Origin of the sequence: Clostridium algifaecis, assembly GCF_017874415.1 — a bacterium.
GTDB classification, from domain to species: domain Bacteria; phylum Bacillota; class Clostridia; order Clostridiales; family Clostridiaceae; genus Clostridium_B; species Clostridium_B algifaecis.
The window spans coordinates 1-19,505 of record NZ_JAGGLM010000016.1; the positions used below are offsets into that span (position 1 = coordinate 1).

A 19,505-nucleotide genomic window follows, 5' to 3' on the forward strand; every position below is an offset into this window, starting at 1 on the left:
GGTCTTCGGGCTTACCAGCCCTTTAAATAAGTGTAATTGGATACAATTCCAGTAAAAATACAATTTTTACTGGAATTTAGATGCGAAATCTCTGTTTTTTTTGAAATACTATTTAAAAAATCAGAAAGATGTTTTATAATAATAGTGGGACAACGATTAAAGCACTGGGACGCTAACAGACCAGGAGGTGCCATTGTGGAAGAAGTACTTAAATTACAAAAAAGGATAGTACCTGAATTAGTTGAACTGCTGGAAAAAAGATATAATATTTTAAGAACTATTTATTACAATGAACCTGTTGGTAGGAGAGTACTTGCCAGTAATTTAGGCATTGGTGAAAGAATAGTAAGAACAGAAATAAACTTTTTAAAAGCACAGGGTTTTATTGAAATAAATACCCCTGGAATGACTATAACTAAGGATGGAGAAGAAATTATAGATAAGTTAAAGGATTCCATACATGAATTAAGAGGCTTGTCTGAAATTGAAGATTTTATAAAAGATAGCTTTAAACTTAGAAGAGTTATAGTTGTACCAGGTGACTGCGATGATGACAGAACTATAATGAGTGAAATAGGAAGGGCTGCAGCTAATTATCTTAAAGAAGTTTTAAAAGATAATAGTATAGTTGCAATTACTGGAGGATCTACTATAAAACAAGTAGTGGATAATATGTCAAGGGTAACAAGTTTCAAAAATATACTTGTTGTACCTGCAAGAGGCGGTATGGGAGCAAATGTGGAAACTCAGGCAAATACTCTTTCAGCCAGACTTGCGAAAAAATTAGAAGGTAATTATAAGTTGTTTCATGTTCCAGATAATTTAAGCGATACTGCAATTAATGCTATAAAAAAGGAAAAGTCCATACAAGATGTATTAAAGTATATATATAATGCAGATATACTTATATATGGTGTGGGCAGAGCTTGCAAAATGGCAAGAAGAAGAGGACTTACCGAAGAAAAAATAAATAGCATAAAGACGGACGGTGGAGTTGGAGAAGCTTTTGGCTATTACTTTGATAAAAAAGGTGATGTAGTGTATTCTACTCCAAGCGTAGGAATAAAAAATGATGAAATAGGTAAAATAAATACGTTAATAGCAGTAGCTGGAGGCTCTAGTAAAGCTGAGGCAATACTTTCGACTGAGATAAATAATTACAATGGTGTACTTATTACAGATGAAGGTGCTGCAAAAAAAATTGTAGAACTTATAAACAGTCAATAAATTTTTTATTTATTATAAATATTTAATTATTTAGGAGGAGTTAAAATGGCAAAAATAGCTATTAATGGTTTTGGAAGAATAGGGAGATTAGCTTTAAGAAGAATTCTTGAAGTTCCTGGATTAGAAGTTGTTGCAATCAATGACTTAACTGATTCAAAAATGTTAGCTCATTTATTTAAATATGATTCATCACAGGGAAGATTCAATGGTAAAATTGAAGTTAAAGAAGGAGCTTTTGTAGTTAACGGAAAAGAAATCAAAGTTTTTGCTGAAGCAGATCCTGAAAAATTACCTTGGGGTAAACTTGGAATAGATGTAGTACTTGAATGTACTGGTTTCTTTACTAAAAAAGAAAAAGCTGAAGCTCATATAAGAGCCGGCGCTAAAAAAGTTGTTATTTCAGCACCTGCTGGAAATGATTTAAAGACAGTTGTTTACAATGTAAACAATGATGTTCTTGATGGTACTGAAACAGTTATATCCGGAGCATCATGTACAACTAACTGCTTAGCTCCAATGGCTAAAGTATTAAATGATAAATTTGGAATAGAAAAAGGATTTATGACTACAATCCATGCATATACTAATGATCAGAATACATTAGATGGACCACACAGAAAAGGTGATTTAAGAAGAGCTAGAGCTGCTGCTGTCAGCATAATCCCTAACTCAACTGGTGCTGCCAAAGCAATCAGCCAGGTTATTCCTGATTTAACTGGTAAATTAGACGGAAATGCTCAGAGAGTTCCAGTTCCAACAGGTTCAATAACTGAACTCGTTTCAGTTCTTAAAAAGAATGTTACAGTTGAAGAAGTTAACGCTGCTATGAAAGAAGCTGCTAATGAATCATTTGGATATACTGAAGATCCAATAGTTTCAGCTGATGTTGTTGGAATCAACTATGGTTCATTATTTGATGCAACTTTAACTAAAATTGTAGATGTTAATGGATCACAATTAGTTAAGACTGCTGCATGGTATGATAATGAAATGTCATATACTTCACAGTTAGTTAGAACTTTAGCTTATTTTGCAAAGATTGCTAAATAGTTAAAAATTACAGCTAATTATTTGATATATAATATATTAAGCTTATAACATAGTAAAGGTCTGGTTTTGTAGTTTTGGCTATGAGGCCAGACCTTTAATAATAGGAAGAATTGATATACTACTAAATAAAATATTTTAACTAAATAGAAAATTTAAAAGGAGTGTAGATAATCATGGCTTTTAATAAAAAGACAATTGAAGATATAGATGTTAAGGGTAAAAAAGTTTTGGCTAGATGCGATTTTAATGTTCCACTACAGGATGGAAAAATAACAGATGAAAACAGATTGGTAGGTGCACTTCCTACAATAAAATATTTAATAGAAAAAGGAGCTAAGGTTATACTTTGTTCACATCTTGGAAAACCAAAGGGAGAACCAAAACCTGAACTTTCACTTGCACCAGTTGCAAAGAGACTTTCAGAAATGCTTGGAAAAGAAGTAGTATTTGCAGCAGACAATAATGTAGTAGGAGAAAATGCTAAGGCTGCAGTTGCAAAGATGAAAGACGGAGATGTGGTATTACTTGAAAATACCAGATATAGAATCGAAGAAACTAAGAATAAAGAAAACTTTTCAAAGGAATTGGCATCTCTTGCAGATGTATTTGTAAATGATGCTTTTGGTACAGCTCATAGAGCACACTGCTCTACAGTTGGAGTTACTGAGTTCCTGGATACAGCCGTATGTGGATATTTAATTCAAAAGGAACTTAAATTCCTTGGAAATGCAGTAGAAAATCCAAATAGACCATTTATTGCCATACTTGGAGGAGCAAAGGTTTCAGATAAAATAAATGTTATAAATAATTTACTTGAAAAAGTAGACACACTTATAATAGGTGGAGGAATGAGTTATACCTTTGAAAAAGCCATGGGATTCAGTATAGGAACTTCATTAGTAGAAGAAGACAAGATTGACTATGCAAAAGAAATGATTGAAAAAGCAAAGGCTAAGGGAGTTAAACTTCTTCTTCCTGTAGATAATGTAGCAGCGGATAAATTTGATGCAGCAGCAGCACCTGTTGTAACAGATGATGAAAACATAAAGGATGGATATATGGGACTTGATATTGGGCCAAAGACTTCTAAATTATATGCAGATGCTATAAAAGATGCAAAGACTGTTGTATGGAACGGACCTATGGGAGTATTTGAATTTGCAAACTTTGCAAAAGGAACTATTGCAGTAGCTAAAGCTATGGCAGAATCAGGTGCAACTACTATAATCGGTGGTGGAGATAGTGCTGCAGCTGTCAATCAGTTAGGATTTGGAGATAAGATGACTCATATTTCAACTGGTGGTGGAGCTTCACTTGAATTCTTAGAAGGAAAGGAACTTCCAGGAATAGCAGCTTTGAATGATAAATAATATTTATAAATTATATAAAAGGGGTAGGTATATATGAGAAAAGCAATAATTGCAGGAAACTGGAAAATGAATAAGACTGTTGATGAGGCAGCAAAATTAATTGAAGAATTAAAACCACTTGTAAAAGATGCTAAGTGTGATGTAGTTGTATGTCCACCATTTGTATGTCTTGATACGGTACTTAAGGCAGCAAAGGGAAGTAATATAAAAGTTGGCGCACAAAATATGCATTTTGAAGAAAGTGGAGCATATACAGGAGAAGTTTCACCAGCTATGCTTGAAACTTTGGGAGTAGAATATGTAATACTTGGACACAGTGAGAGAAGACAGTATTTTAATGAAACAGATGAAGCTATAAATAAGAAGGTAAAGAAAGCATTTGAGCACAATTTGATTCCTATAATCTGTTGCGGAGAAACTTTAGAGGAAAGAGAAGCAGACGTAACTGAAGAGGTTCTTGGAAAACAAATAAAATTAGATCTTGCTGGACTTGAAAAATCACAGGTTGAGAAATTAGTAGTAGCATATGAGCCTATCTGGGCTATAGGAACAGGAAAAACTGCTACAGATGAGCAGGCAAATGCTACAATAGCGTATATCAGAAGCGTAATTGCAAAACTTTATGGAAAAGATACAGCAGAAAAAACAAGAATCCAATATGGTGGTTCTGTAAAACCTGCTACAATAAAAGCTCAAATGGCACAATCAGATATAGATGGTGGTTTGATTGGAGGAGCTAGCTTGAAAGCACAGGACTTCTCAAAGATAGTAAATTATTAATTTGCAATACAATTGGAGGTAAATATGAAAAAAACACCAGTAATGCTTATGATACTTGACGGTTTTGGTATTTCTGACAAAACAGAAGGAAATGCAGTCAAAGCAGCAAACAAACCAAATTTTGATAAATTTTATAAAAGTTATCCTCATACTAAACTTGGAGCTAGTGGATTAAGTGTTGGTTTGCCTGAAGGACAGATGGGAAATTCAGAAGTTGGACATTTAAATATAGGAGCAGGAAGAATAATATATCAGGCATTAACTAAAATAACAAAGTCCATAGAAGATGGAGATTTCTTTCAGAATGAGGCACTTAATAAAGCAGCAGATAATGCACTTAAGAATAATTCAGCTTTTCATTTATTAGGTCTTGTATCACCGGGAGGAGTTCATTCTCATACAGACCATCTAAAAGGAATTATTAAATTTGCAAAACAAAAGGGACTTAAAAAAGTATATGTTCATGCATTTACAGATGGAAGAGATGTACCGCCTTCTTCTGCAAAAGAGTATATAAAAGACTTAGAAGATTATATGAAAGAAATTGGAGTAGGAGAAATAGCATCAGTATCAGGTAGATACTATGCTATGGATAGAGATAAGAGATGGGAAAGAGTAGAACTTGCATATAATGCTATAGTACTTGGAAAAGGTGTTGAAGCAGAAAGTGCAATAGAAGCTGTAGATAATTCTTATAATAATGGTAAAACAGATGAATTTATACTCCCAACAGTAATTAAAAAAGGTGGCAGTGCTGTAGGAACTATAAAAGATGGAGATTCAGTTATATTCTTTAATTTTAGACCAGATAGAGCAAGACAGCTTACAAGGGCTATTAATGATAGAGTATTCGATGGATTTAAAAGGGAAACTTTAAATCTTGAATTTGTAACCATGACAGAATATGACGCCGAAATTAAAGGAGTAGATGTAGCTTTTAAAAACGATCACTATAAAAATACTTTAGGTGAATATGTTAGCAGCCTGGGTAAGAATCAGCTCAGAATAGCTGAAACTGAAAAATATGCCCATGTAACTTTCTTTTTCAATGGAGGAGTAGAAGTACCAAATAAAAATGAGGACAGAGCTCTTATACCATCACCAAAAGTTGCGACTTATGATTTGCAGCCTGAAATGAGTGCATACAAAGTTACAGATGAACTTTTAAAAAGGCTTGATGAAGATAAATATGACATGATTATATTGAATTTTGCTAATCCAGATATGGTTGGGCATACAGGAATCTTTGAAGCTGCTAAAAAAGCAATTGAAACTGTAGATGTATGCCTTGGCAAAATTGCGGGCAAGATATTAGAGAAAGATGGTACTTTATTCATAACAGCAGATCATGGTAATTCTGAGCAGGAAATAGATTATTCTACAGGAAAGCCTATGACAGCGCATACAACAAATCCTGTACCATTTGTTTATGTTGCAAAGGATGCTAAAGAACTCAGAGATGGAGGAGTGCTTGCAGATATCGCACCAACTATTCTTGAAGCTATGAAACTTGAAAAACCTATTGAGATGACTGGAAAGAGTCTTATTAAAAAATAGTAAAACATTTATTAACTATTTACTTTTTAATTTACACAATTTATAAGTTTACATGATTTAATAATTAATTTAAACAAAATGGTAAAAATTAGAAAGGAATGTGATATTATGAAAGACTATGTAGAAATTGTAGATGTAAGTGCAAGACAGATTTTAGATTCAAGAGCAAACCCAACAGTTGAGGTAGAAGTTGCACTGGAAGATGGAACTGTAGGAAGAGCTGGTGTACCATCAGGAGCTTCTACAGGAGCTTTTGAAGCTGTAGAGCTTAGAGATGAAGATAAGATGAAATATCAGGGAAAAGGTGTCTCAAAAGCTGTAGATAATGTAAATAATGCTATAGCTGAAGAACTAATAGGGATGAATATATTCGATCAGGTTTTAATAGATAAAACTATGATAGATATTGATGGTACGGATAATAAGGCAAAATTAGGTGCTAATGCAACTCTTGGAGTTTCACTTGCATGTGCAAGGGCAGCAGCAGCACATTTGGGAATAAGTTTATATCAGTATATAGGAGGAGTTAATGCAAAGGTTCTTCCTGTTCCAATGATGAACATATTAAATGGTGGAAAACATGCTGACAATAATGTAGATCTTCAGGAATTTATGATAATGCCGGCAGGTGCTCCAAGCTTTAGCGAAGCTATGAGAATGAGTACGGAAGTTTATCATACTTTGAAATCAATATTGAAGTCCAAGGGATATGACACGGGTGTCGGAGATGAAGGCGGATTTGCTCCAAACCTTAAGTCAAATGAAGAAGCCATACAGGTGATAGTTGAAGCTATAGAAAAGGCTGGATACAAACCTGGAAAAGATATATATATAGCACTTGATCCAGCTTCATCTGAATTCTATGAAGATGGTAAATACAATCTAAAAGGGGAAGGAAAAGTTCTAACTCCTGAGCAGATGGTAGATTTCTATGTAGATCTTGCAAATAAATATCCAATAATCTCTCTTGAAGATGGTATGGCAGAAGAAGATTGGGATGGATGGAAAGTCTTAACTCAAAAATTAGGAAATAAGATTCAGTTAGTAGGGGATGATCTTTTTGTTACAAATACTAACAGACTTAAAAAAGGCATTGAGCTTGGCGTAGCAAATTCTATTCTTATAAAATTAAATCAAATAGGAACTCTTACTGAAACTTTAAATGCCATAGAAATGGCAGAGAGAGCCGGTTATACTGCTGTAGTTTCACACAGATCAGGTGAAACAGAAGATACGACTATAGCAGATTTAGTTGTAGCTGTAAATGCAGGACAGATAAAGACAGGTGCACCGGCAAGAACTGAAAGAGTTGCTAAATACAATCAACTTCTCAGGATAGAAGAAGAACTTGGAGAAGTAGCTGAATATAGGGGAATTGATGCATTTTATAATTTAAAAAGAAAGTAATTAATTGACTAAAAAAGGTTATCTATATGTTGGATAACCTTTTTTTATGATATTTAAAAAGGTATTTTATCATAATATAAATAATAAATAAATATTTTGTAATAAATTATTTATTATGAAAATATTATATATTATTACTTTTTAAGTAATTAAATGTTATAATTATATAAAAGATGCATTATTAAATAATTTTTATGACAGACAATGAACTTTTATAATAAAATGTAGATTTAATTCATGAAAGGCAAATAATTCATGCTAAAAATATCTTTATTAACGTTATTATTAATAGGTGCACCGGAATCATTTTTATTTGTTTTTTCTGGTTATTTATTTTATCATAAAAAATTTGATAAAAAACGCATTGTTATAAGTACTGTTATTTTAACCCTTGGAATATATATTGTAAGACTGCTGCCTATACAATTTGGAATTCATACTATTTTAAGCATGGTATTGTATTCATTTTTATTAGTTAATATAAATCATATTCCACTTATAAAGGGAATGCAATATTCTTTTATATTAGTATATATCCTTTTTTCAAGTGAAATCTTAAACATTTTTATTATAGATGATATATATGGAAGTAATGCAAAAACAATATTAAGTAATGATTTGCTAAATAATTTATATTTTCTTCCATCAATAATTTTATTTTGTCTGGGAATATTTATATGCCATATGTTATTATACAAAAGAAAAGGGGAGAAGGTTTAAATGTCCTTAATAGAAAGACTTTCAAATAGGATAGGGTTTAAAATAACTTCAACTTTAAATTTAGATAATGATGAAAAAGATATAGTTTCTTATGGAGCATTTTGTGTATTACAAAAAATTGTAAGCATATTTTGGGTTCTCTTATTTGGATTTATATTTAAAGTTTTAATTGAAGCTATTATAGTACTTTTTACTATTGCTTCACTTAGAAAGTATTCTGGAGGTGTACATGCTACATCTCCTGCTAGATGTATAATAATTGGGACATCAGTTTGTATTGCTCTTAGTTTACTTATAAAGAAAATATTTATAAATTTTAACATTGAATTGATAGTTACTTTAGGAATACTTATATTTATAATATGCTTTTATTTGATTTATAAATTAGCGCCAGCTGATACTGAATCAAAACCAATTGTAGACAAAAGTATGATAATTAGGCTAAAAAGAAGTTCTGTCCTATTTATATTTATAATATTGATAATTGATTTTATATGTTTGATACTTTATTTTAATACGTATAATATATTATTCCTAAATATAATAGTATGCACTTGCGCTGGAGTCATGTGGCAGTCATTTACGCTTACAAATATGGCATATAAGTTTATATCAAGGATAGATTTAATGATAAAAAAATTATTTTTTGTGAAGTAATAGTATATTTTAATATATGAAAGGTAAATGGATATATGATAAAAATATCATTATTGGATGTATTATTAAGAGGAATTCCAGAAGCGTTTTTGTTTGTTTTTGCGAGCTATTTGTTTTGTAATAAAAAATTTGATGAAAAATATATAATTTTAAGTACTATTATTTTTGATATAGGTATTTATTGCATAAGAATACTTCCTATACAGTTTGGTGTTCATATAATTTTAAATACTATATTATATGTATTTATATCTGTTAAAATAAACAAAATATCATATATGCAAAGCATACAATATTGTATTATATTGCAAGTTATACTTTCATTAAGTGAAACAGTAAATCTTTTTATTTTAAATAGTATATCTACTTATGATTCACATACGCTATTAAATAGTTCTATACTGAAAAATATATGTTTTCTTCCATCTATAGTAATGTTTTTATTAGGAATATTAATTTGTTATAAATTTTTATATAAAAAAAACAATGTAGGCAGTAATTTTTTAAGTAAATAAAATAGACAATGTATAATTTTATTATAAACAATAGATTTATATTTTGTGCATAAAATTAATATACTAATTAATCTAGGAGGTGAGAATATGAAAAATTCAGCTAAAAAGGTTGTTGCTAAATTTGCAAAAAAATTGTTTACACGTAAGGCTTTTTCAACTCATGATTCAGCATGTTATGAATTACTTTATCAACCTAAGGAACCAGAATGCTTGAAAAAAAACTAAAACATAAGAAGTATAGGAAAGATTCCTATACTTCTAATAAATTTAGTAAAGTATAGGTGTGAAATTGTATGAAATATTTACGGAGTGAAAGACAGAAAAAAATTTATGATATTATATCCATTGTAAAATTAGTTTCATTATTATTTTGTTTTATCATAATATACAGTACACTTTACATAAAAGATAAGCATTTGCATTTAGATGATGGAATTAATAGATTACTTATCATTGAACTTTTAATTTGTTCAATGCTTTTTATATATTTATTGGGACATATTTTTTCTCAAAGAATATTTAGGTCAGCATATTTTAAGCAGGAACAAATTATTGAGGATCTGATTTTCCTGGCATTATTTTCAATAGTTAATATTTTGTATAAGGGTAATGTACCCGAATATAAATTCATGTTTTTATTTATAATTATTGTTTCAACTATTGAACTTGGTTTAAAATATGGTATAGTTACAGCCTTAATATCTTCATTTTCTATATTGACAATAGATTTGATATATTTTCCTGTTTCACAAAATGGAGTGAATTTCCAATTCCAGAATGATTTGATTGTAGCAGCTGTATATATACTTACAGCATGGCCACTAGGACACTATGTAGAAATAGAAAATTATAATTTAAAGAAAAAAGATAAAGAATTGAAAAATTTAAATAAAGAACTTACTATCAAGGAATTTCAACATAGGGATATGGAACAAATGCTTTTAAATAATGAGATTTGTTATAATTTACTTATTGAAAATTCAAGAGATGCTATTTTTGTACATAGATATGGCAGGTTTATCTTTATAAATGATAGTGCTGCAAAATTTGTTGGAATTTCTGATTACAATAAGTTAAGTGATATGTGTATATATGATTTTGTACCGGAAAAGGGAAAGAAATTTGTAAGTGATGAAATGTATAAAATATATAATGAAAAACAATCAAGATATACATTTTATCAAAAAATCTTGAATGGTAATGGTCAGATTGTAGATGTACAGAATATTTCTACATATTTTATATATGATGGAAAACCAACTATACTAAGTATTATCCATGACATAACTACTGAAAAGCAAGTTGAAAGATTGCAAAAAGATGTAAAAAAGAATATTGATTTGTTAAATAAAAGCAGGCAGTTAAATAAATTGATTACAGAATTTCTTGCTAATATTTCACATGAATTAAAGACACCTCTAAATGTCATTTTTTCTGCGATACAAGTTTTAGACTTAAATAGAAATTTCAATTCAAAAGAGTTTAAAAATAAACAAAACAAATATTTAAGGATAATGAAACAGAATTGTTACAGGCTTATGAGACTTATAAGTAATTTACTGGATATTACTAAAATAAATTCCGGGTTTCTTAAATTAAATTTACATAATAGGGATATTGTCAGTTTAGTTGAAGATATTACGTTATCCATAGTCCCATATTTTGAAAGTAGAAAGATAGAATTAACTTTTGACACAGATGTGGAAGAAAAAATAATGGCAGTTGATTCAGATAAAATGGAAAGAATAATTTTAAATCTTTTATCAAATTCCATAAAATTTACAAAACCTGGTGGAAGAATATTTGTAAATATAAATGACAAGGAAAATGTTGTATTAATAAAAGTCAGAGATACTGGAATAGGTATACCAGAGGATAAAATGAGTATAATATTTGAAAGATTTGGACAGGTAAACAAAAGCTTTAGAAGGGAAAGGGAAGGAAGTGGCATAGGACTCTATCTGGTTAAATCTTTTGTAGAATTGCACGGCGGAAAAATATATGTTAAAAGTAAATTGGGAATCGGAAGTGAATTTATAATAAAAATTCCTGTAAAAGTGTTGGATGAAAAATATAATCAAGATGATTTCCTATATGAAAATAATGATGAAAAAATTAACATGGAGTTTTCGGATATATATTGATACTAAAATTGAAATTAATATGTATATGTGATAGAATATAAACTATGTAAAACACTAGGAGGTTGATTTGGTGCATACTTTTCTTTTAATATTACAGGTTATAATATCAATACTTTTGATAGCAATTGTACTAGTACAGCCAGGAAAAACTAATGGATTGAGCGGGTTTATATCCGGTGGATCTGCTGAAAGTTTTTATTCAAGAAATAAATCCAGAACTTCAGAAGCAATGTTGTCTAAATTAACTATAATATTTGCTATAATATTTGCGTTACTATGTATAGCTCAAAATTTGATAAAATAATTATTTATATAGATACAGAGGAGTGTTTTCCTGCTGTATTTATTTTTTATAAAAATTTACTTTATGGTATACTATGATTAAATAACTGAATATTTTTACCTTATTTATATCAATATAATAAAAGGTGGTGAAATGCATGAATGTAACAGAAGCAATTTTAAATTTCATGGAAGAAAAGGCGTATAAACCTACTAATATAAAAGAGCTTGAAAAAATTTTCGGAGTGAGGAAAGAAGAAAGAAAGGATTTTAAAAAAGTACTTAGAAGTATGGAAAAGCAGGGACAGATAATAAAGACCAGAACCGATAGATATGGGGTACCTGACAAAATGGGGCTTGTAACAGGAAAATATCAAGGCCATCAAAAAGGATACGGCTTTGTCATACCTGAAGAAGGTGTAGATGTTTTTGTTCCTATTTCAGGTGTAAATGGTGCCATGAATGGTGACAAGGTTATAGTTAAAATTTTAAAACAAGAAAATAAAGGCAAAAAATGTGAAGGTGAAATAATAAGGATAATTGAAAGAGCTAACAAAACAATTATAGGAACCTTCGAAGATAGCAAAAACTTTGGATTTGTGGTTCCAGAGGAAAAAAGAATAAGCCACGATATATTTATACCTAAAGATTGTAAAAAAGGTGCAAAAACTGGAGATGTAGTAATAGCTGAGATAACAAATTGGTCAGATGGCAGAAGAAATCATGAAGGAAAAGTAGTGAGTATTCTTGGAAAGAAGACTGAAAAAGGTATAGATATTTTAACTATAATCAAAAAAAATAATCTGCCGGAGGAATTCCCTGGAAAAGTTGAAAGCTATGCAGAAAGCATTCCAGATGAGATTCCAGAAAAAGAATATAAGAATAGAGAAGATTTAAGGGATCTTACTATAGTTACAATAGACGGTGATGATGCAAAAGATTTGGATGATGCGGTATCTATTGAGAAACTTCCAAATGGCAATTTCTATCTTGGAGTTCATATAGCAGATGTATCTAACTATGTGAAAGATGGCAGCGTTCTTGATAAAGAAGCTTTAAGAAGAGGTACATCTGTTTATTTGCTTGATAGAGTCATACCAATGCTGCCTAAAAAATTATCAAATGGAATATGCAGCCTGAACCCCAAAGTTGACAGGCTTACCCTGAGCTGCTTTATGGAAATAGATAATACTGGTAAGGTTGTAGATCATAAAATAGTAGAAAGTATAATAAAAACGACCGAAAGAATGACTTATAATAATGTAAGCAAGATATTGAAGGGTGAAGACAGGGAAGTAATGGACAGATATGGATATCTGACGGATAATTTTAAATTAATGGGGAAACTGGCAGAGATACTATATAAAAAGAGAATTTCGAGGGGAGCTGTAGACTTTGATTTCCAGGAGTGCAGTATAATATTAGATGAGCTTGGAAAACCAGTTGAGATAAAACCTTATGACAGGGGAGTTTCCAACCGTATAATAGAGGAATTTATGCTGGTATGCAATGAAACTATAGCAGAGCATATGTTCTGGAGCAATATGCCTTTTGTATACAGGATACATGAGGATCCTGATGAGGAAAAACTCATGCATTTCAATGAATTTGTACACAACTTAGGATATACTATAAAGTGGGGGCAGGAAGTACATCCAAAGGCTCTTCAAGAAATTATAGAAAAAGTAAAAGGTAAGAAAGAAGAAACTGTAGTAAGCACTTTGCTTCTCCGTTCCATGAAGCAGGCCCGATATTCTCCTACGTGTACTGGACATTTTGGCCTGGCAGCTAAATATTATTGCCATTTTACTTCTCCTATAAGAAGATATCCGGATCTAATTATCCACAGGATAATTAAAGAATTTATAAATGGGCAGCTAGATGAAAATGAAGTAAAGAAATTGGATAAGAAGGTTGAATATGCCGCAAGGCAATCTTCAGAAATGGAGAGAGTTGCACAGGATGCTGAAAGAGAAGCAGATGATTTGAAAAAAGCTGAATATATGAGCAAACGAATAGGTGAGGAATACGATGGCATTGTATCTTCTGTTACTAGCTTCGGGATGTTTGTAGAACTTAAAAATACAGTAGAAGGTTTAGTACATTTAAGTTCTATGACTGATGATTATTATATATATGATGACAGGCATCTTTCACTTGTAGGAGAAAAAACCAAGAACACTTATAAATTGGGAGACGAAGTTAGAATCAGGGTGTTAAAGGTGGATATGTCAGCTCATGAAATATATTTTGAATTGATTAAGGAAGATATAAAAAAAGATGATTCTAATGAGTTAGAAAGTTAGTTCATAAGAAGGTGAATTTTATGATTAAAAAAAAGACTAATAATACTCTTGCTGAAAATAGAAAGGCAAGGCACGATTATTTTATTGAGGAATCCATGGAAGCAGGTATAGAACTTGTAGGAACTGAAGTAAAGTCAATAAGACAGGGAAAAGCTAATTTGAAGGATAGCTATGCGGATATAATAAATGGAGAGGTATTTGTAAGAAATATGCATATAAGTCCTTATGAAAATGGAAATATTTTTAATAGAGATCCTCTTAGAGCTAGAAAATTACTTCTTCATAAAACAGAAATATCAAAACTTGTAGGATATACCGCGCAAAAAGGATATACTATAATACCACTTTCACTTTATTTAAAGCATGGAAGAGTTAAGGTTAATTTGGCAGTTGCGAAAGGCAAAAAAGATTACGACAAGAGAGATGCTCTTCTTGAAAAGGCTGCAAAGAGAGATATAGATAGACAGATGAAAGAAAGATATAGATAATAATGAATTATTTATGAATATTATGAATATAATATTAAACTGTAGAAAAGTTGAGCTATATTATATATTAACTTTTCTACAGTTTTTTATGTTTAAAATATTAATCAGAATCATCATTTTTTAAGGCTAAACTGAATTCATTCAAATTGTTTATAATCTTATCAACTTCTTTTGGTTCCATATCTTTTATAGTGTTAGAAATAAAATCTGATAAGAAATGCTGTTTCATAATTGCTATATCATTATCTTTTTTAAATTCCTCTGAGATTGATAGTCTCACAATTCTGCGATTATCTTCCGGTATTTCTCGAGTTACAACACCACGTTTAGCCAGTCGATCTATTATGCCGGAGACTGTACTTTTTGTTAACATCATATGATTGCTTAATTCATTAAGAGTTATTGATGGCATTTTATATAGATGGAATATAACTGCAAGTTGTGGGGATGTAAATCCATATTTTTTTGCACATTTTTCAAATTTAGTTCTGATGATTTTTTGAATATTTTTTAATAATTGAATTATTTCAAAAGCTTGATCTGATACTAATTCATCATTTTTAATTGGCAAGTTCTTTTTTAGTGACATTTTTATCACCTTTCTTGTGTTGTTTTGAAGTACTTTTTTTACCACTGAAAAATAAGATTAAAACCGCAGCAGCAAATGCCATAGCAGCAGTGACAGCCATAGCATATCCCATAGCATCTATTGATGCTTGACCTTCAAGCATCTGTGAAATAGTGCTAAGAGCAGAAGCACTGGCAGTTCCTTTAGATTGCCCTGAATAAATATATGCATTTGTCAATGTGCTTATAGTATTTTGTGCAGTATGATTATATACACTTATCTGTTCAGATAATTTCAGATAATTATAATTTGTTTTACTTGTCATAATTGTTGATACTATTGTTACGGCTATAGAGCTTGCTATCTGTCTTATTGTACTTGAAAGGGCAGAACCTTTACCAACAAATTTCTGAGGCAGGGCGTTCATTCCAATAGTATTTATAGGCATCATCGCAAGTCCAAGTCCTACAGATCTCAAACAACTTATAAGTATTATATAATCCTTGCTTGAATTCATATTTGTGGCAGCCGCAAGCTGATATGAACTTATACCAAGTATTAAAATACCTGGTATAGCGAGTGGCTTTACTCCGACCTTGTCAAATAAAGTTCCACTTATAGGCATTAAAATACCAACTACAAGTGCAGGTGGAAGCATAATCAGTCCGGTTTCCATAGCAGTATATCCTCTCACATTTTCCAGAAATAGCGGAAGTATATATGTACCTCCCATTAAAGCTATGCATAATACAGAAACTGCAATTAAACTTATGCTAAAATCTCTTAATTTAAGAATTCTTAAATCAATTAGTGGATTTGGATGTGTGAGTTCATTTACAACAAACAATACCATACTTAAAAGACCTAGAACAAGCAGCAATGGATATTCCATCTTACTCCAGTCGATAGAAGTCCATTCTCCAAGCACATAAAGCAGAGATACTATACCAATTGTAGATGATAAAAAGCCTATAATATCAAAAGATTTAAATTTTCTGTCTCCTGAATCTTTCAATAGAAAAGTAGACATAAATACTCCAATAATTCCTATTGGAATATTTAAATAAAATATGATTCTCCAGTCAAGTGTCTCTACGATATAACCACCTACTGTTGGACCTACAGCAGGAGCCGCCATAGAAGCTATTCCCCAGATTCCAATTGCAAGTCCTATTTTATTTTTTGGAAATATACTGTATACTATAGTCATTCCAACAGGTATTATCATTCCTCCGCCTATAGCTTGAAATGTACGAAAAGCTATCATGGAGTTTATATTCCATGATAGTCCACATAATAGAGAACCTATTGTAAACGTGGTAAGTGCAAATATATAAACTTTTTTACTACCTACAACTTCTTCCAAATATCCTGTCAGTGGTATGATTGCACCTTCTGCCAGTGTATATGCTGTAATTATCCACTTGGCATCATCTGTAGAAGCACCAAAAACATTCATTATTTTTGGAAGGGCTACATTAACTATACTACCATCAAGTACAGCCATAAATGTACCAATTACAATTACAATTAATGCTAGCCAGCTGGTAAAAAATGAATTATTGTTCTTTTCTTCCATTATATCACTCCTACTACTTTATGTGAATTTTTACAACAGCATTAGTTCCCGGTAATATCTTATTGTTAAATTTATTAAGTTGAATTTTTACAGGTACTCTCTGTACTACTTTTGTAAATGTTCCACTAGTTGATGATTGGATAAGTGAAAAGGTTGAATTTGTTGCTTCTCCTACGGATTTGACTTTCCCGGTAAATTTTTGGGAACCAAATTGGTCTATGGTAATATCAACTGCCTGTCCAACTCTTATTTTGCCAAGTTTTGTCTCTTCTATGTCAGCTGTTATGTACAGTTTATTTGGATCTATAAGTGTTGCTATGGTTTGACCAGGAGACCAGATTTCACCTATAGTACCCTGTTTTTTAATAACTATACCATCTATAGGAGACCTTATTAGAGATTGGTCTATATTTGTATCAGGAAGGTTTGTTGTTTCCTGACGGGCAAGTATCTGATCTTTTATAACTTTATCTCCATCTTCTATATTAAGCTCCAGCAATTTACCACTAATTTGTGGTGTTACATTGACAAGATCAGCACTAACTCTGGCATCATCTGTTGAAACGTAATGGGTGTTTTGATATAAATAATAAAAAACTATTCCACCTAAAGCTGCTACAATTACTATCAGAATTCCTATAATTAAAGCTTTACGATTATTTTTCATATTTTAAAATGCCCTCTTTCTCTAATTTTTTAATCCTACTTCTGCAAACATTCCAGGTTTTAATGAAGAATCTTTATCTGTTAAGGTTACTTTGACCAAAATATCTCTGTTGCCAGGATTTAGTGATGAATTTATTACAGCTATCTTACCATTGAATTCTTTGTCAGGTATTTCAGATACTTTAACGCTTACCTCCTGACCTACGGTAAGTTTATTTACTATTTCAAGCGGCGCATAGGCATTTACGTATAGATTGCTCGAATTAACTATTGAAAGAATTGCAGTACCTGGAGCAGCCATATCTCCTACATTGATGTTCCTTGAATTTACTGTTCCTGAAATTGGTGCTGTAATGGTTGCATTACTTAGGGCAGTCTGGGCAGTTTTTAAAGCAGCCTGAGATTGCGTAACTTGAGCTTGATATACATCTATAGCTGATTTCGTAGGACCATTATTTAACATGGAAAGCTGTTCCTGGGCAGTTTTATATTGGGCATCTGCACTTGACAATTGCTGCTGTGCCGAGTCCAGTTCCTGCTGGGCTGCTGCACCTGAATTAACGAGAGCTTGTACACGATTATAATTTTTTTTAACAGTTTGATAACTTTGAGAGGCATTATCCACAGCAGTTTGAGCTTGTGCCACTTGCTCCGGACGTGTACTGTTTTGTGCATTTGTCAAATTTGCCTGTGCGGTATTTACAGCAGCTTCAGCTTGATCAACCTGACCTTGTAAGTCTTTTGTATCAAGTTTTATGATGACATCTCCCTGATTTACCTTTGAACCTAAATCAACTGATATCTGAGAAACTCTTGCTGAAACTTTTGAACTTACATCAGCTTGTTCATTTGTTGAAATCTTACCACCCATTAAAAATTGGTCACTGGCAGTTTCTTGAATATTTTTAACATTTTTGTTTGCAGTCTTGGATGAGCCGCAGCCACTCAAACATAGTACTACTGCCAAACATAATAAAGCAGTTTTTTTCATTGTTAATCCTCCTTGCACGAATTATTAGTATGTATAATGTTCGCATAATAACAATACTTATTATATAATGATTAATTTTAATATGCAAGAATATTATTCCATTAGATGTGTCTGGATAGCTGCTACTTTTCATATAATAAGCAAATTTGCTAACTTAATGAGAAATAATTTATGTTTTAGAATAAACAGTGCACTTTTAGTTAAAATAAATGTATGCTAAAATATAAATTATAATCGTTTAATTTGGAGGAAAATATGATTAAAAAAGAGAATTTTTTAAGTGATATAAAAAGTGATGAAAATATAAAAATATCGTTGATGGCAATGAAAATATTATTTAGAGATCCTGCCAGAATTGTATGCATATTGGCAGATAAAAGTGGAGAAATAAAGGCTAACATACCACATAAAAAGGATGGTATTGATATTAAAGAAGGAGCAGTTCTGGAGATTGAAGGAACTAAAGATAGAAATCTGGATGTAAAAAACTATGAACTTATTTCCGATTATAATCTCTCAGATTATCTTCCAACAGTAAAGAGGCCTATTGAGGAGATTATGGACGAGATTGAATTATATACAAAGAAATATATTATTTCAAGGGAAGGCAGAGCTTTGAATGATTATTTCTTTAAGGATGAAACATTTCTGGATAAGTTTAAAAGAGGCATAGGTGGAGTTTCTATGCACCATAACTATATAGGCGGACTTGCAGAACATACACTAAACGTTATGTATTTAACTATTATGCTTTGTGAAAGATATGGATGCAGAAGAACGGAAACCGCTGTACTTGCAGCAAAATTACATGATATTGGTAAAATTTATGAACTATACTATGATGGCCCTTTTAAATACACACTTAGAGGAGAAATGGAAGGACATATTGTTATTGGAGTAGAATTAATAGATAAAGCTGTAGGAGAAAATCCTGAATTTTATTCAGAAGATTTTGTTAACAGGATAAAAGGCTGTATTGTTCAACATCATGGAAAGCTTGAATATGGTTCTCCAAGAGAAATGAGAATGGAAGAATCATTTATAGTTAATTATGCCGATTCCATAGATGCTACCATGAATAAGATCTCTCAAGCAAAGGATAAAACAGAACCTGGCAGTTGGTCGGAATTTGACAGAAGAATTGGAACAAGACTATATTTGTAGTAAAATCTGTTTTTACACAAATTTTACTACATTT

The 19,505-nt window shown here is 31.2% G+C and carries 18 protein-coding genes; 14 read left to right on the forward strand and 4 right to left on the reverse strand.

The annotated features are described in order from the left end of the window. Positions 1-195: 195 nt before the first annotated feature. The 13 genes from J2Z42_RS10805 (at position 196) to smpB (ending at position 14,503) form a co-directional block, all read left to right on the forward strand. Positions 196-1,227, forward strand: coding sequence for a sugar-binding transcriptional regulator (locus J2Z42_RS10805; protein WP_209702760.1), 1,032 nt, complete (start codon positions 196-198; stop codon positions 1,225-1,227). 45 nt (positions 1,228-1,272) lie between these two features. Then, entirely contained in the window at positions 1,273-2,277 is a 1,005-nt protein-coding gene (gene gap, locus J2Z42_RS10810; RefSeq protein ID WP_209702762.1) for a type I glyceraldehyde-3-phosphate dehydrogenase, read from the forward strand. A 173-nt stretch (positions 2,278-2,450) separates the two neighbouring features. Further along, positions 2,451-3,647, forward strand: a complete 1,197-nt coding sequence (locus J2Z42_RS10815) for a phosphoglycerate kinase (protein WP_209702764.1) — start codon at positions 2,451-2,453, stop codon at positions 3,645-3,647. A 33-nt stretch (positions 3,648-3,680) separates the two neighbouring features. Next, the gene (gene tpiA / locus J2Z42_RS10820) at positions 3,681-4,427 is read left to right on the forward strand and encodes a triose-phosphate isomerase (protein ID WP_209702766.1); all 747 of its coding nucleotides are present in this window, start codon (positions 3,681-3,683) and stop codon (positions 4,425-4,427) included. A 24-nt stretch (positions 4,428-4,451) separates the two neighbouring features. Beyond that, a complete protein-coding gene (gpmI, locus tag J2Z42_RS10825; RefSeq protein WP_209702768.1) occupies positions 4,452-5,984 on the forward strand; it encodes a 2,3-bisphosphoglycerate-independent phosphoglycerate mutase in 1,533 nt (510 codons plus the stop codon). Between the two features lie 108 nt (positions 5,985-6,092). Further along, complete coding sequence (gene eno / locus J2Z42_RS10830) at positions 6,093-7,391, forward strand: phosphopyruvate hydratase (RefSeq protein ID WP_209702770.1); 1,299 nt, start codon at positions 6,093-6,095, stop codon at positions 7,389-7,391. A gap of 720 nt (positions 7,392-8,111) precedes the next feature. Continuing rightward, the gene (locus J2Z42_RS10835) at positions 8,112-8,768 is read left to right on the forward strand and encodes an accessory gene regulator ArgB-like protein (protein WP_209702772.1); all 657 of its coding nucleotides are present in this window, start codon (positions 8,112-8,114) and stop codon (positions 8,766-8,768) included. Between the two features lie 35 nt (positions 8,769-8,803). Further along, entirely contained in the window at positions 8,804-9,283 is a 480-nt protein-coding gene (locus J2Z42_RS10840; RefSeq protein ID WP_209702774.1) for a hypothetical protein, read from the forward strand. 87 nt (positions 9,284-9,370) lie between these two features. Beyond that, the gene (locus tag J2Z42_RS10845; RefSeq protein ID WP_209702776.1) at positions 9,371-9,508 is read left to right on the forward strand and encodes a cyclic lactone autoinducer peptide; all 138 of its coding nucleotides are present in this window, start codon (positions 9,371-9,373) and stop codon (positions 9,506-9,508) included. Positions 9,509-9,576: 68 nt separating this feature from the next. Beyond that, positions 9,577-11,427 carry a sensor histidine kinase gene (locus J2Z42_RS10850; protein WP_209702778.1) on the forward strand — a complete coding sequence of 617 codons (1,851 nt, stop codon included), beginning with the start codon at positions 9,577-9,579 and terminating at the stop codon, positions 11,425-11,427. Positions 11,428-11,497: 70 nt separating this feature from the next. Next, positions 11,498-11,731: a preprotein translocase subunit SecG gene (gene secG / locus J2Z42_RS10855; RefSeq protein WP_209702780.1), complete on the forward strand. Its 234-nt coding sequence runs from the start codon at positions 11,498-11,500 to the stop codon at positions 11,729-11,731. A gap of 136 nt (positions 11,732-11,867) precedes the next feature. Beyond that, positions 11,868-14,015: a ribonuclease R gene (gene rnr / locus J2Z42_RS10860; protein WP_209702782.1), complete on the forward strand. Its 2,148-nt coding sequence runs from the start codon at positions 11,868-11,870 to the stop codon at positions 14,013-14,015. A 20-nt stretch (positions 14,016-14,035) separates the two neighbouring features. Further along, complete coding sequence (gene smpB, locus J2Z42_RS10865) at positions 14,036-14,503, forward strand: SsrA-binding protein SmpB (protein WP_209702784.1); 468 nt, start codon at positions 14,036-14,038, stop codon at positions 14,501-14,503. Between the two features lie 100 nt (positions 14,504-14,603). Here the strand turns inward: smpB and J2Z42_RS10870 are convergent, their stop codons facing one another. Genes J2Z42_RS10870 through J2Z42_RS10885 form a run of 4 tightly spaced genes read right to left on the reverse strand, consistent with a single transcriptional unit; the run spans position 14,604 to position 18,307 of the window. After that, entirely contained in the window at positions 14,604-15,092 is a 489-nt protein-coding gene (locus tag J2Z42_RS10870) for a MarR family winged helix-turn-helix transcriptional regulator (RefSeq protein WP_209702787.1), read from the reverse strand. After that, positions 15,064-16,650: a DHA2 family efflux MFS transporter permease subunit gene (locus J2Z42_RS10875; protein WP_209702788.1), complete on the reverse strand. Its 1,587-nt coding sequence runs from the start codon at positions 16,648-16,650 to the stop codon at positions 15,064-15,066. The genes J2Z42_RS10870 and J2Z42_RS10875 overlap by 29 nt, the downstream gene beginning before the upstream one ends. Before the next feature lie 13 nt (positions 16,651-16,663). Next, positions 16,664-17,317 carry an HlyD family secretion protein gene (locus J2Z42_RS10880; RefSeq protein WP_209702791.1) on the reverse strand — a complete coding sequence of 218 codons (654 nt, stop codon included), beginning with the start codon at positions 17,315-17,317 and terminating at the stop codon, positions 16,664-16,666. Positions 17,318-17,338: 21 nt separating this feature from the next. Next, the gene (locus tag J2Z42_RS10885; protein WP_209702793.1) at positions 17,339-18,307 is read right to left on the reverse strand and encodes an HlyD family secretion protein; all 969 of its coding nucleotides are present in this window, start codon (positions 18,305-18,307) and stop codon (positions 17,339-17,341) included. A gap of 255 nt (positions 18,308-18,562) precedes the next feature. On the opposite strand from J2Z42_RS10885, the gene J2Z42_RS10890 reads away from it, so the two are divergent. Continuing rightward, complete coding sequence (locus J2Z42_RS10890) at positions 18,563-19,471, forward strand: 3'-5' exoribonuclease YhaM family protein (RefSeq protein ID WP_209702795.1); 909 nt, start codon at positions 18,563-18,565, stop codon at positions 19,469-19,471. Positions 19,472-19,505 lie beyond the last annotated feature (34 nt).